The 13462-nt window shown below is 64.4% G+C and carries 11 protein-coding genes; 7 read left to right on the plus strand and 4 right to left on the minus strand.

Translation table 11 applies throughout. From position 1 onward, the window contains the following. On the minus strand, positions 1-966 hold a 966-nt coding region (gene mhpT, locus BFQ01_RS01145), incomplete at its 3' end, for a 3-(3-hydroxy-phenyl)propionate transporter MhpT (protein ID WP_065923929.1). A gap of 308 nt (positions 967-1274) precedes the next feature. Here mhpT and BFQ01_RS01150 point away from each other — a divergent pair. Further along, positions 1275-2600: an OprD family porin gene (locus tag BFQ01_RS01150; protein ID WP_065923930.1), complete on the plus strand. Its 1326-nt coding sequence runs from the start codon at positions 1275-1277 to the stop codon at positions 2598-2600. Positions 2601-2605: 5 nt separating this feature from the next. On the opposite strand, the gene BFQ01_RS01155 is transcribed toward BFQ01_RS01150, so the two are convergent. Beyond that, positions 2606-3094: a MarR family winged helix-turn-helix transcriptional regulator gene (locus BFQ01_RS01155; RefSeq protein ID WP_065923931.1), complete on the minus strand. Its 489-nt coding sequence runs from the start codon at positions 3092-3094 to the stop codon at positions 2606-2608. A gap of 214 nt (positions 3095-3308) precedes the next feature. On the opposite strand from BFQ01_RS01155, the gene BFQ01_RS01160 reads away from it, so the two are divergent. The 6 genes from BFQ01_RS01160 (at position 3309) to BFQ01_RS01185 (ending at position 11392) form a co-directional block, all read left to right on the plus strand. Next, on the plus strand, positions 3309-4139 hold the full coding sequence (locus BFQ01_RS01160; RefSeq protein ID WP_065923932.1) for a p-hydroxycinnamoyl CoA hydratase/lyase: 831 nt from the start codon (positions 3309-3311) through the stop codon (positions 4137-4139). Positions 4140-4215: 76 nt separating this feature from the next. Further along, positions 4216-5664: an aldehyde dehydrogenase gene (locus BFQ01_RS01165; RefSeq protein WP_053139707.1), complete on the plus strand. Its 1449-nt coding sequence runs from the start codon at positions 4216-4218 to the stop codon at positions 5662-5664. Between the two features lie 62 nt (positions 5665-5726). Next, entirely contained in the window at positions 5727-7601 is a 1875-nt protein-coding gene (locus tag BFQ01_RS01170; protein WP_065923933.1) for a feruloyl-CoA synthase, read from the plus strand. Further along, positions 7598-8839: a thiolase family protein gene (locus tag BFQ01_RS01175; RefSeq protein ID WP_065923934.1), complete on the plus strand. Its 1242-nt coding sequence runs from the start codon at positions 7598-7600 to the stop codon at positions 8837-8839. Before BFQ01_RS01170 ends, BFQ01_RS01175 begins: the two co-directional genes overlap by 4 nt. Before the next feature lie 29 nt (positions 8840-8868). Then, on the plus strand, positions 8869-10611 hold the full coding sequence (locus BFQ01_RS01180; RefSeq protein ID WP_065923935.1) for an acyl-CoA dehydrogenase: 1743 nt from the start codon (positions 8869-8871) through the stop codon (positions 10609-10611). Between the two features lie 67 nt (positions 10612-10678). Then, positions 10679-11392 carry a GntR family transcriptional regulator gene (locus BFQ01_RS01185; protein WP_065923936.1) on the plus strand — a complete coding sequence of 238 codons (714 nt, stop codon included), beginning with the start codon at positions 10679-10681 and terminating at the stop codon, positions 11390-11392. A 6-nt stretch (positions 11393-11398) separates the two neighbouring features. On the opposite strand, the gene BFQ01_RS01190 is transcribed toward BFQ01_RS01185, so the two are convergent. Together BFQ01_RS01190 and BFQ01_RS01195 are read right to left on the minus strand one after the other, a co-directional pair. Further along, a complete protein-coding gene (locus BFQ01_RS01190; RefSeq protein WP_065923937.1) occupies positions 11399-12349 on the minus strand; it encodes a PDR/VanB family oxidoreductase in 951 nt (316 codons plus the stop codon). A 29-nt stretch (positions 12350-12378) separates the two neighbouring features. Further along, entirely contained in the window at positions 12379-13440 is a 1062-nt protein-coding gene (locus BFQ01_RS01195) for an aromatic ring-hydroxylating oxygenase subunit alpha (protein ID WP_053139697.1), read from the minus strand. Positions 13441-13462 lie beyond the last annotated feature (22 nt).

The raw sequence follows: 13462 nt of genomic DNA on the forward strand, positions 1-13462 counted from the left end.
CACCAACTGCGCGGCCATCACGAACAGGCCGGCGGCAAAACCGGCGATGGCCATGGGCACGATGCCCACCGACAACCCGACCCCGGCCAACGCTGCGAGCAATCCGGCATACACGCCCAGCACCACTTTGACGGCATTGCAGCGGTCCAGCAGCACGCCACCGAGCAGCGAACCGAGGGCGCCGCCGATATTGAAGAGCATTTGCACCATGCCCGCCTGGGGCTTGCTGAAACCTTGCTCCAGCAACAGCGACGGCAGCCAGTTAAGCAGCATGTACATCACGGTCAGGGTGAAGAAATAGCTGAGCCACAAGGCCAGTGTGGTGCGGGCGCGACCTTCGCCGAACAGCGCCTGGCCGGTAGAAGGGCGGGCGCCGTGCGGAGTGTCGCGCTGTTGGCGAAAGGCGCTGGACTCCGGCAGCAGCAGGATCATCAACGGTACGGCGAGCAACGGCGCCAGGCCACCGATGATAAAGGTGGTCTGCCAGTGCTCACTGGAAAACATCGCCACCACCGCGGCCAATGCGCCACCCAGCGGCACCCCGCAGTACATCACGCTGATGGCCGTGCCCCGGTTGCGTTCGCTCACCGCTTCGGCGCACAGCGCGATCAGGTTGGGCAGTGCGGCGCCCAGGCCCAGGCCGGTGAGAAAGCGCACCAGCAACAGGCTGGCGTAGCTGTCGACAAACGCGGTGCTCAGGGAAAACAGCCCGAACAGCAGCACGGCACCCACCAGGATTTTCTTGCGCCCGATGCGGTCGGCGACCCAGCCGCCGAAGAACGCCCCCGGCAGCAGACCGATGATGCCGACGCTGAACACCCAGCCGAGCATCTTCGGATCCAGGGCGAACGTTTGACGTAACCCGGCGGCGGCAGTGCCGGCGGCCTGCAGATCGAACCCTTCGATCAGCGCAACGATAAAGCACAACGCAATAGTCAGCGTCGAACGACGCGATGGACTGTCCATGGGCAAACCTCATTGTTGTTTTTGTTGTGGTGACGAGCGCGAGTGGCTGCTGGTGATTAAGATAACAAAGATAACTAAAAAATGAATCGTGGATTAATCTGCCCATAAAACATGAATAAATTCATGCAATTCATAAGCTTGCGATGTTGATTCATATACAACTAAAAAATAGATAGCTTTATTAATGTTCGATTATCGCTCAGTTGCGGTTGACGGGCACCGTCGGCTGTTTCCATTCTTGGCTCGCGAAGCCGACCGGGCCGAGCGTGTGCCACCCCAAAAACAACAACAAAAAATGGACATCGAACATGCCAGAACTCCCTATGGAGCACGCCGTTGCAGCGGCGCCCGTCGCCTGTGTGTCGAACAATACCCCACGCCTGCTCATGGCATGCCTGGCCTTGAGCGTGCTGCCCACTTCGCTGTGGGCCGCAGGCTTTATCGACGACAGCCACGGCACCTTGACCTTGCGCAATTACTACCTGGACCGCGACTACAAGGACGACGGGGCGAAGACCGCCGCGCGGGAATGGGCCCAGGCGTTCATCCTCAACCTGGAATCGGGCTACACCCCGGGCCCGGTGGGCTTCGGCCTGGATGTGCGCGGATTGATGGGGGTCAAGCTCGACTCGTCGCCGGACCGCAGCGGCACCGAGTTGCTGCCGGTGTCGGCCAGCGACAAGCGCGCCGCCGATGAGTACTCGCGCCTGGCCCCGACTGCCAAGCTGCGGTTTGCGCAAACGACAGTGAAGGCCGGCGATGTGTCGATCTTCCTGCCGTTCGCCTTTGCCAGTCCGTCGCGCCTGCTGCCGCAAACCTTTCGCGGCACCACCTTGAGCTCCAAGGACATCGAGGGCCTGACCTTCAACACCGGCTACATCGACCGCATCAACAAGCGCGACTCCACCGACTACCAGGCCATGACCATCGCTTCGCCCAACCGGCGTTTCAACGCCACCGCCACCACGTCGCACCTGGCGTATGTGGGCGGTGACTATCAGGTCAACAAAGACCTCAGCCTGCGCGTCTATCACTCCCAGGTCGCGGACCTCTACCAGCAGGACACCCTGGCGCTGTTGCACAACCTGCCGCTGGGCGATGGCGTGCTCACCAGCGACCTGCGCAGTTTTTTCAGCCGCGAGGATGGCAGTGCCCAGGCGGGCAACGTGGATAACCGCAACCTCTCGGCGCTGTTCGGCTACCGCCTCGGCGGCCATCGCGTCAGCCTTGGCTACATGCACTCAAGCGGGGAGACGGCCACACCCTATATCTCCGGCACCGAGTTGATGGGCATGAGCGAGCTGACCATGAGCTCGGACTTTCTCAACGCCAAGGAGCGCACCTGGCAGGCTATCTACGACTATGACTTCGCCGCAGCGGGTGTGCCGGGGTTGAAGACTCGGCTGCGCTATGTGCGCGGCGACAACATCGAACTGGCCGCTTTCAATGCCGAGGACCGCAAGGAGCGCGAGTTCCAGATGGAGTTGGGCTATGTGATCCAGGACGGCCCGCTGAAGAACGTCGGGTTCATGGCGCGCAAGTCGATCTACCGCAATGACTTCCCGAGCGGCGCGGCGTTTCGCGATGAAAACCAGACCCGTTTCCTGGTGCTCTACACCGTGGCGCTCTGGTAAGCCGCTCAGTCCTGGTAGACCTTCTTCAGCAGGCGCAGCAGCTCTTCACGTTCCTGGCCGTCGAGGGCGGCCGTGGCGTCCAGGTCACTCTGGGCGGCGATGGCCTTGAGTTCCTTGAGCAGGGTTTCGCCGCTCTTGCTGAGGAAGATCCCGTAGGAGCGCTTGTCCGGCTTGCAGCGCACCCGCACGGCGAGGGCGCGGCTTTCCAGCTTGTTCAGCAACGGCACTACCTGGGGCGGCTCGATGGCCAGTGCGCGAGCCAGGTCGGCCTGCATCAGCCCGGGGTTCTGCTCGATGATCGCCAGGGCCGAGAACTGTGCAGGGCGCAGGTCGTGGTCCGACAGCCGGCCGATCAGGTTCTGGAACAGCTTGAGCTGGGCGCGGCGCATGGCGTAGCCGATCAGATCGTCCAGGGCTGAATCCAGCGGCGGCCGTACCTCGTCGTTGTCGGGCAGGGCCTGGCTGGCGGCGGCGATGGTGGAAGGCTTGGCCATTGGCAGTGCAATCCTCAAAGGGTGGAGGTTAAGAAGGCTATCTAGTTTGCCGGGGTTAACGCGCCATGGCTATGCCGGCTTTTCACAACGCCTGGAAAACGCAGGTTTCATCGCGTAAAAATATTGGTTATCCGGATTAATAGTTAATTGACATAACTATATTTGCGGTTTAATTTCGAATCATCTTCAAACCCCAGAACAAGAGCGTACCGCCATGAGCAATTACGAAGGCCGTTGGACCACTGTCAAGGTTGAGATCGAAGAAGGCATCGCCTGGGTCATTCTCAATCGTCCGGAAAAACGCAACGCCATGAGCCCGACCCTGAACCGGGAAATGATCGACGTTCTTGAAACCCTCGAGCAGGACCCTGCCGCAGGCGTGCTGGTGCTGACCGGCGCCGGCGAAGCCTGGACTGCCGGCATGGACCTCAAGGAATACTTTCGCGAGGTGGACGCCGGCCCGGAAATCCTCCAGGAAAAAATCCGCCGCGAAGCCTCGCAATGGCAATGGAAACTGCTGCGCATGTACGCCAAACCCACCATCGCCATGGTCAATGGCTGGTGCTTCGGCGGTGGCTTCAGCCCGCTGGTGGCCTGCGACCTGGCGATCTGTGCGGACGAAGCGACCTTCGGCCTTTCGGAAATCAACTGGGGCATCCCGCCGGGCAACCTGGTGAGCAAGGCCATGGCCGACACCGTGGGCCATCGCCAATCGCTTTACTACATCATGACCGGCAAGACCTTTGGCGGGCAGAAAGCCGCCGAAATGGGCCTGGTCAACGAAAGCGTGCCGCTGGCTCAACTGCGCGACGTGACCATCGAACTGGCGCGCAACCTGCTGGAGAAAAACCCGGTGGTGCTGCGTGCCGCCAAGCATGGCTTCAAGCGCTGCCGCGAATTGACCTGGGAGCAGAACGAGGATTACCTCTACGCCAAGCTCGATCAGTCGCGCCTGCTCGACACCGAAGGCGGTCGCGAGCAGGGCATGAAGCAGTTCCTCGACGACAAGAGCATCAAGCCTGGCCTGCAGGCGTATAAACGCTGAAGGGCGCGGCCGCCTGGCCGCGCCGTTGTACCCTGCTTGAACGTATTCCCGATAAAGACAATAAAGAGGAATCACCATGCTGGACGTGCCCCTGTTGATCGGCGGCCAGTCGTGCCCCGCCCGTGACGGTCGAACCTTCGAGCGCCGCAACCCGGTGACCGGTGAAGTGGTCTCGCGGGTGGCTGCCGCCACCCTGGAAGATGCCGACGCCGCCGTAGCGGCCGCCCACGCCGCATTCCCCGCGTGGGCGGCGCTGGCGCCCAACGAACGCCGCACTCGGCTGCTCAAGGCAGCCGAGCAGTTGCAGGCCCGCAGCGCCGAATTCATTGCCGCCGCCGGCGAGACCGGCGCCATGGCCAACTGGTATGGCTTCAACGTGCGCCTGGCGGCCAATATGCTGCGCGAAGCGGCGTCGATGACCACCCAGATCACCGGTGAAGTGATCCCCTCCGATGTCCCCGGCAGTTTCGCCATGGCCTTGCGTCAACCTTGCGGCGTGGTGCTGGGTATCGCGCCGTGGAATGCCCCGGTGATCCTCGCCACACGTGCCATCGCCATGCCGTTGGCCTGCGGCAACACCGTGGTGCTCAAGGCCTCGGAGCTGAGCCCGGCGGTGCATCGCCTGATTGGCCAGGTGTTGCAGGACGCCGGCCTGGGCGATGGCGTGGTCAATGTCATCAGCAATGCCCCGGCGGATGCCGCTGCGATTGTCGAGCGCCTGATCGCCAACCCGGCCGTGCGCCGGGTCAACTTCACCGGCTCGACCCATGTGGGGCGGATTGTCGGCGAGCTCTCGGCGCGTCACCTCAAGCCGGCGTTGCTGGAACTGGGCGGCAAGGCGCCGTTGCTGGTGCTCGACGACGCCGACCTCGACGCGGCGGTGGCAGCGGCGGCCTTTGGCGCCTATTTCAACCAGGGCCAGATTTGCATGTCCACCGAGCGCCTGATTGTCGATGCCAAGGTCGCCGATGCCTTCACCGCCAAGCTCGCGGCCAAGGTCGCGACCCTGCGCGCGGGCGATCCCGTGGCGGCGGATTCGGTCCTGGGTTCCCTGGTGGATGCCGGCGCCGGCACACGCATCAAGGCCCTGATCGACGATGCCCTCGCCAAGGGCGCGCGGCTGGTGGTGGGTGGCCAACTGGACGGCAGCATCCTGCAGCCGACTCTGATCGATGGCGTTACCGAGCATATGCGCCTGTACCGCGAAGAATCCTTCGGCCCGGTGGCGGTGCTGCTGCGTGGTGACGGGGATGAAGCGTTGCTGCGCCTGGCCAACGACTCCGAGTTCGGCCTCTCGGCGGCGATCTTCAGCCGTGACACCGGGCGTGCACTGGCCCTGGCCCAGCGTGTCGAGTCGGGCATTTGCCATATCAACGGCCCGACCGTGCATGACGAGGCGCAGATGCCGTTTGGCGGGGTCAAGTCCAGCGGCTACGGCAGCTTTGGCGGCAAGGCCTCGATCGAGCACTTCACGCAATTGCGCTGGGTGACCTTGCAGAACGGGCCACGGCATTACCCGATCTGAGCAGGCGTCGCGACATAACAATAACAAGGCGGCGTTGATCCGCCTTGCTGGAGGACACCCTTGTGAGTTCCGAATTCAGACCGCAACCCCAGCCCGCACCGCGATACCGCGAGGTCTCCATTGGCCACGCAGCGGTGGCGGTCACTGAAGAACACGGCGTGCTGCATATGCGCTCCCTGGAGCCCCTGGCCGAGTTGCCGGCGCGCCTGCTCGATCGCCTGGTGCATTGGGCCCAGGTGCGCCCCGAGCAGACGTTTATCGCGGCACGCCAGGCCGGTGGTGATTGGCGCCGGGTCAGCTACCGCGAGATGCTCGACAGCGTGCGTGCGATTGCCCAGGGCCTGTTGCGTTACGGGTTGTCGGCGGATAAGCCGCTGGCGTTGCTGTCGGGCAACGACATCGAGCATTTGCAGGTTGCCCTCGGCGCGATGTACGCCGGCATTCCCTACTGCCCGGTGTCGCCGGCGTATTCGTTGTTGTCCCAGGATTTCGCCAAGCTGCGGCATGTGTGCGACCTGCTGCAACCGGGGCTGGTGTTCGTCAGCGATGGGGCCGCTTACCAGCGTGCCATCGACGCCGTCCTGCCGGCCGAGACCCCGCTGATCAGCGTTCGCGGCCACGTGCCTGGGCGCACTCAGGCCAGCTTCGCCAGCCTGCTGCAAACGCCGGGCGGCGCTGAGGCCGACGCGGCGTTCCAGGCCACCGGCCCCGACAGCATCGCCAAGTTTCTCTTCACCTCGGGCTCGACCAAATTGCCCAAGGCCGTGGTCACCACCCAGCGCATGCTCTGCGCCAACCAGCAAATGCTGTTGCAGACATTTCCGGTGTTCGGTGAGGAACCGCCGGTGCTGGTGGACTGGCTGCCATGGAACCACACCTTCGGTGGCAGCCATAACGTCGGCATTGTGCTCTACAACGGCGGCACGTTTTACCTCGACGATGGCAAGCCGACCGCCCAGGGCTTTGCCGAGACCCTGCGCAACCTCAAGGACATCTCGCCCACGGCCTACCTGACGGTGCCCAAGGGCTGGGAAGAATTGGTCAACGCCCTGGAACAGGACGCCGAGTTGCGCGAGCGTTTTTTTGCGCGCATGAAACTGTTCTTCTTCGCCGCCGCCGGCCTGTCGCAAAGTATCTGGGATCGCCTCGACCGCGTGGCCGAACAGCACTGCGGTGAACGTATCCGCATGATGGCCGGGCTGGGCATGACCGAAGCCGCGCCGTCCTGCACCTTCACCACCGGGCCGTTGTCCATGGCCGGCTATATCGGCTTGCCTGCGCCCGGCTGCGAGGTGCGCCTGGTGCCGTTGGACGGCAAGTTCGAAGGGCGCTTCCGCGGGCCGCACATCATGCCGGGGTACTGGCGGGCGCCGGAGCAAACCGCCGAGGTGTTCGACGACCAGGGTTTCTACTGTTCAGGTGACGCGATCAAGCTCGCCGACCCGCACCAGCCGCAATTGGGGCTGATGTTCGACGGGCGCATCGCCGAGGATTTCAAGTTGTCTTCCGGGGTGTTTGTCAGTGTCGGCCCGTTGCGCAATCGCGCGGTGCTCGATGGCGCGCCCTATGTGCAAGACCTGGTGATTGCTGCGCCGGACCGCGAATGCCTGGGCGCCCTGGTATTCCCCCGGCTCTACGAGTGCCGTCGGCTGGCCGGCTTGAGTGCCGACGCCAGCGACGCTGAGGTGCTGGCCAGCGCGCCGGTACGCCAGTGGTTCGGCGACTGGTTGCAGCGCCTCAACCGCGAGGCCACCGGCAATGCCAGTCGCCTGGAATGGATTGCCCTGCTCGACGAGCCAGCGTCCATCGATCGCGGGGAAATCACCGACAAAGGCTCGATCAACCAGCGCGCCGTGCTGCAATGGCGCGCGGCCAGGGTCGAGGCGCTGTATCGCGGTGAAGACCCTGCGATCCTGCGCGCCGGGCCCAAGCCTTGAACAGCGCCGGGCAGTACTCGGCGTTTGCCGATGCGGTGATTTTCGAGGCGGTGCGCACGCCGTGGGTCGACCTTGGCGGCGCACTGTCCCAGGTGTCGCCCATCGATCTGGGCATCAAGGTCGGCCGTGAAGTGTTGGCCCGGGCCGGCATCGACCCCCTGGCGGTGGACAGCGTGCTGGCCGGCTCCATGGCCCAGGCCAGTTTCGATGCCTACTTGCTGCCACGGCATATCGGCCTGTACAGCGGGGTGGCGCAAGCAGTCCCGGCACTGGGGGTGCAGCGCATCTGCGCCACCGGTTTCGAGCTGCTGCGCCAGGCCGCTGAACAACTGCGCGACGAGGTGCAACTGGCCCTGTGCGTGGCCAGTGAATCCATGTCGCGCAATCCGATTGCGGCCTACACCCATCGGGATGGATTTCGACTCGGCGGCGAAGTGCAATTCAAGGATTTTCTCTGGGAGGCCCTGTACGACCCGGCCCCCGGCCTGGACATGATCGCCACCGCCGACAACCTGGCGCGCCGTTATGGCCTGAGCCGCAAGGCCGTGGACCGCCACGCCTGCGACAGCCATCAGCGCGCCTTGCAAGCGCAATGTGACGGCGCGTGGGCGGAAGAAATCGTCACGGTCGATAACCAGGTGTTCGAGCTTGAGGGGTACCAGCCCAGGGGCATCAGCCTGGCGCGTCGGGCGAGTGCCGTCAGCGCCGACAGCCACCCACGTCCCACCGACCTTGATGCCCTGGCACGCTTGCGCGCCGTGCATCCAGGCGGCGTGCAAACCGCCGGCAACAGTTGCGCGGTGGTCGATGGCGCGGCGGCGGCTTTGGTGGGGCGTGCCTCGGCCTGCACACGTCCGGCCCTGGCGCGGCTGCTGGCCAGCGCGGTGGTCGGCGTGGCCCCCGAGTTCATGGGCATCGGCCCGGCACCGGCGATCCGCCTGCTGCTGCAACGCAGCGGCTTGAACCTGAGTGACATCGGCCGCTTCGAGATCAACGAAGCCCAGGCCGCCCAGGTACTGGCGGTGGCCCATGAACTGGACCTGGACAGCACCCGCCTCAACGTCCAGGGCGGCTCGCTTGCCCTGGGGCATCCCCTGGCCGCTACCGGCCTGCGCCTGGTGATGACCCTGGCCCGGCAACTGCGCCAGCACAACCTGCGCTACGGGATTGCCGCAGCGTGCGTGGGCGGCGGGCAGGGCATGGCGTTGCTGATCGAGAACCCTGCTTACCGCGCTTGATGGTTTTTCTTAGTCGATGAGGTGTCCCGATGTGGAGCTATGAGGCGCCCCTGGGCGATATGCAATTTGTCCTGGAACACTGGCTGCAGGCGCCCGATACCTGGCAGCGCCACCCGGCATTCGCGACCCTGGACCTGCCGCTGGCGGTACAGGTGCTGGAGGAGGCGGCACGCTTCAGTCAGGGCGTGCTGGCGCCGTTGAATAGCAGCGGTGATCGCCAGGGCTGCCGCTGGCAGGCGGGCCGGGTCAGCACCCCGGACGGCTTCGTCGAGGCCTATCGCGCCTATGTCGAAGGGGGCTGGCCGGCGCTGGCGTGTGCCGAGGTACACGGCGGCCAGGGCTTGCCGCAACTGCTCGATGCGGCGCTGCAAGAGATGCTCTATGCCAGCAACCACGCCTGGGCCATGTACACCGGCATCGCCCACGGCGCCTACCTGTGCCTCAAGACCCACGCCGCTCCTTGGTTGCAGGCGCGCTACCTGCCCGACATTGTCAGTGGCCAGGCCTTGCCTACCATGTGCCTGACCGAGTCCCAGGCCGGCAGCGATGTCGGCTTGCTGCGCTGTCGCGCGCAGCCTCAGGCGGATGGCAGTTATCGCCTCAGCGGCAGCAAGCTGTTTATCTCCGGCGGCGAGCATGACCTCACGGCGAATATCCTGCACCTGGTGCTGGCGCGCCTGCCCGATGCGCCGCCGGGCAGCCGTGGTATTTCACTGTTCCTGGTGCCCAAGCAACTGGACGATGGCCAGGCCAATGGCGTGCACTGCGACGGCATCGAACACAAGATGGGCATCAAGGGCAGCGCCACCTGTTCCCTGGTGTTCGACGCCGCCCAGGGCTGGCTGATCGGCGAGGCCCATCGCGGCCTGGCTGCGATGTTCGTGATGATGAATTCGGCGCGCCTGCATGTGGGCCTGCAAGGCCTGGGGCATGTCGAGGCGGCCTGGCAGAACGCCCGCCAGTACGCCGCCGAGCGCTTGCAGATGCGTGCGCCATGCCGGCCGGAAGAGGTGGTCGCCCAGGCGGCTGACCCGATCCGTTATCACCCGGCCATGCGCCGCGTGTTGCTGGAGCTGCGCACGACCAGCGAGGGCATGCGCGCCATCGGCTATTGGGCGGCGCACCTGCTTGATCAGGCCGAGCATGACCAGGACTCGTCGGCCGCCCGCTTGGCGCCGCTGCTGACGCCCATCATCAAGGCGTTTTTCACCGAACAGGGCTTTCGCCAGGCCAGCCATGGGCTGCAGGTGTTCGGCGGTTACGGCTACGTCACCGAGTTCGCCATCGAGCAAACCCTGCGCGACAGTCGCATCGCGATGATCTACGAGGGCAGTAACGAGATCCAGGCCAATGACCTGTTGCTGCGCAAGGTGCTGGGGGATGAGGGCCGAGCCTTTGGCCTGCTGCTGGCCGAGTTGCGCGCCGAGGCCGCGCAGGGCAGGCAGTATGTCGAATGCGCAGGCTTCTCCGCTGCGTTGGCCAGCCTGTGCGACGCGTTGGCCAGTGTGGTGAGCGCCATACGTGAACGCGCGCACGAAGACAGTGAATACCCCTATCGGGCGGCGCCGGATTTCCTCCAGCTCTGTGGCGTCGCGTTGCTGGCCTTTGCCTGGGCGCGGGCCGCGCGGGTCTCCAGGGCACTGCGCGAAGACGATCCGCTGCGTGCCGCCAAGCTGCAAAGCGCCGGGTTCTTTTTCGATTACCTGCCGTCGCGGTTGGCCCAGCACCTGGGCGCCATAGACGGGGCACGGGCAGCGCTGGCGTTCATCTGACGCGGCCAGGTGCTTGCGGTACTACTTGCGGTACCATGGCGGCTCACGTTTTCTGGAAGTTGCCTGGATGAGTAAACCCGGTCAATTGGTGCTGGTTGCACTGCGCAAGATGATTGCCAGCGGGGAGTTGGCGGCGGGCGAGCGGCTGATGGAGATTCCCACGGCGCAGCTGTTCGGCGTGTCGCGCATGCCTGTGCGCATGGCCTTTCGTACCCTCGAACAGGAAGGACTGCTGGTACCGTTTGGCGGGCGCGGCTATCAGGTGCGTTCGGTCAGCCCCAGCGACATTGCCGGCGCCGTCGAAGTGCGCGGCGTCCTGGAAGGCCTGGCGGCACGGCAAGCCGCCGAGCAGGGTTTGTCCACTGCGGCGCGTGCGGCGCTGGAGCGCTGCCTGGTGGAAGGCGACCAACTGTTCGAAAAGGGCTATGTGACCGAGGATGACCTTGAGGTCTATCACGACCTGAACATGCGCTTTCACCAGGTCATCGTCGAAGGCAGCCACAACCCGGCGATCGCCGACGCGCTGGCCCGCAATGATCACCTGCCGTTCGCCTCGGTGACGGCGCTGGCGGTGGATCGCGAGGACATGGCCCGCGAGTACCGACGCTTCAACTATGCCCACATGCAGCACCATTCGGTTTTCGATGCCCTGGTCAATCGCCAGGGCGCGCGGGCCGAAGCCATCATGCGCGAGCACGCCAATGCGACGTTGCGCTATGCCGAGATCTTCAGTTCAGCCACCGCCGCTGCGCGCATGAAGGTGATTTTGCCCGCGTCGTGAACCCTGTCAGATATCGAGTACCAGCAGCGGGGTTTTCGAGCGCGAGCAGCAGGGGGTGAACTGGTCATTCAGGGCCTGTTCCTGTTCGGTGAGGAACAGGTCGCGGTGCTCCGGTATGCCCTCCAGCACACGGGTCAGGCAGGTGCCGCAAATCCCTTGTTCGCAGGACACGGCAATCTCGATGCCATGGCTTTCCAGGACCTGGACCACGGTCTTGTCGGCGGGGATTTCGAAGACCTGGCCGCTGCTGCCGAGCTTTACCGAAAAGCCGCCGTCGAGGCTGCTGTCCACCGGTGCCGCGCTGAAGTATTCGCGGTGCAGGCAGTCTTCCTGCCAGCCCTGTGCGCGTGCGCTGTCGAGTACATGCTGCATGAACCCGCCAGGACCGCAGACATACAGGTGCACGTCATCGGCAGGCGCCGCCAGCACTTCGGCGATGTTCAACGCGGTGTGCGGCTGCTCATCGAAATGCAGGAACACCCGCTCGGCAAACGGCGACGCCTTGAGCCGCTGCACAAATGCCGCGCGCTCACTGGCGCGGGCGCAGTAATGCAGTTCGAAGTCGGCTCCCGCATGGGCCAGGCGCTCAGCCATGCACAGGATCGGGGTGATGCCGATGCCACCGGCAAACAGCAGGCTGCGACGCGCGTCGTGGACCAGGGGAAACAGGTTGCGTGGCTCGCTGATGGTCAGGCGGGTGCCCTCGTGGACCTGCTCGTGCAGGCTGCGCGAGCCGCCCCGGGAGGCCGGGTCCTTGAGCACGCCGATCAGGTAGCGATGACGTTCCTCGGGGTGATTGCACAGGGAATATTGCCGGATCACCCCATCGGGCAGGTGCAGGTCAATATGCGCGCCGGCACTGAAGGCCGGCAGCGGCTGGCCATCGACACTGGCCAGTTCATAGCTGCAAATGTCCTGGGCTTCGTTGTTACGGGATACCACCACCACATCGATCATGTTCAGTCCTCGCAAAGTTGTCGCGCTGTTCAGGCGGTGGTGGTGGCGATCAGTTGCGGTTCGAGGGCGCGTTCCTTGGCAATCAGTCGCTCCAGGATCTTGCGTGACTGCACGCCACCCGCGTCGATATTCAACTTGAGCAGGTTGCGCTGCGGATGGGCCAGCAGGTTCTGTTGCTGGCGTTCGAGCATCTCCAGGTCCTCGCTGAAAATCTTGCCCTGGCCCTCGCGAATGCTTGCGGTCAGTGCCTCATCGTGGGGGTTGAAGTTGCGCGCCATGCCCCAGAAGTACCAGATCGAGGTCTCGGTTTGCGGGGTGATGAAGTCGACCACAATGCTCGCAGCCTTGTGTTCGGGGGCGGCGTTATAGCCACCTTTGCCGGCGTGGGCCACGCCGACTTCGATGAGCACATGGCTGGGCGGGGTGAAGCGGCAGATCTGCCAGCGGTCCACCGGCACGTCATCGGCGAGGTTATTACCGCGCAGGGCCATGCGCCAGAACGGCGGGGCCATGATGTTTTCCATGTGCCGGGCGGTGACCACTTCATCGCCGTCCACCGTGGTCACGGGCGGCGCTTCGTCGATTTCCTTCTGGCCGATGCTGGAGGCGTGCACATAGGTTTCGTGGGTCAGGTCCATCAGGTTGTCGATCATCAGGCGGTAGTCGCACTGGATATCGAACAGCCCGCCGCCATAGGCCCACTGGTCACTCACGGCCCATTCCAGGTGATGGATCAGCGCCGGGTCGGCCTGGCTCTGATCGCCGGGCCATACCCAGATGAAGCCGTAGCGTTCAACGGCGGCAAAGGTCTTGTTGCAGGGAAAACCACGTACCCGCTGGCCGGGCATTTCCACGGTCTTGCCGTCGCCGCCCATGACCAGGCCGTGGTAGCCGCAGACCAGGTTGCCGTTCTCGACATACCCCAGTGAAAGCGGCGCGCCGCGATGGGGGCAGAAGTCCTCGACCGCCACCACGGCGCCTTCCTGGCCACGATAAAACACCATCTTTTCGCCACAGATCTGTCGACCCAGCGGCTTGTGCGCGATTTCATCGGGGGTGCAGGCGACATACCATGTGTTCTTCGGGTACATGATGACTCTCCAGGCGGCGGAT

Origin of the sequence: Pseudomonas sp. 8 R 14, assembly GCF_900005955.1 — a bacterium.
GTDB classification, from domain to species: Bacteria; Pseudomonadota; Gammaproteobacteria; order Pseudomonadales; family Pseudomonadaceae; genus Aquipseudomonas; species Aquipseudomonas marginalis.

Coding starts and splice junctions, on each gene's coding strand:
- BFQ01_RS01150 (WP_065923930.1), top strand. CDS start 1,275: ATGCCAGAACTCCCTATGGAGCACGCCGTTGCAGCGGCGCCCGTCGCC.
- BFQ01_RS01155 (WP_065923931.1), bottom strand. CDS start 3,094: ATGGCCAAGCCTTCCACCATCGCCGCCGCCAGCCAGGCCCTGCCCGAC.
- BFQ01_RS01160 (WP_065923932.1), top strand. CDS start 3,309: ATGAGCAATTACGAAGGCCGTTGGACCACTGTCAAGGTTGAGATCGAA.
- BFQ01_RS01165 (WP_053139707.1), top strand. CDS start 4,216: ATGCTGGACGTGCCCCTGTTGATCGGCGGCCAGTCGTGCCCCGCCCGT.
- BFQ01_RS01180 (WP_065923935.1), top strand. CDS start 8,869: ATGTGGAGCTATGAGGCGCCCCTGGGCGATATGCAATTTGTCCTGGAA.
- BFQ01_RS01185 (WP_065923936.1), top strand. CDS start 10,679: ATGAGTAAACCCGGTCAATTGGTGCTGGTTGCACTGCGCAAGATGATT.
- BFQ01_RS01190 (WP_065923937.1), bottom strand. CDS start 12,349: ATGATCGATGTGGTGGTGGTATCCCGTAACAACGAAGCCCAGGACATT.
- BFQ01_RS01195 (WP_053139697.1), bottom strand. CDS start 13,440: ATGTACCCGAAGAACACATGGTATGTCGCCTGCACCCCCGATGAAATC.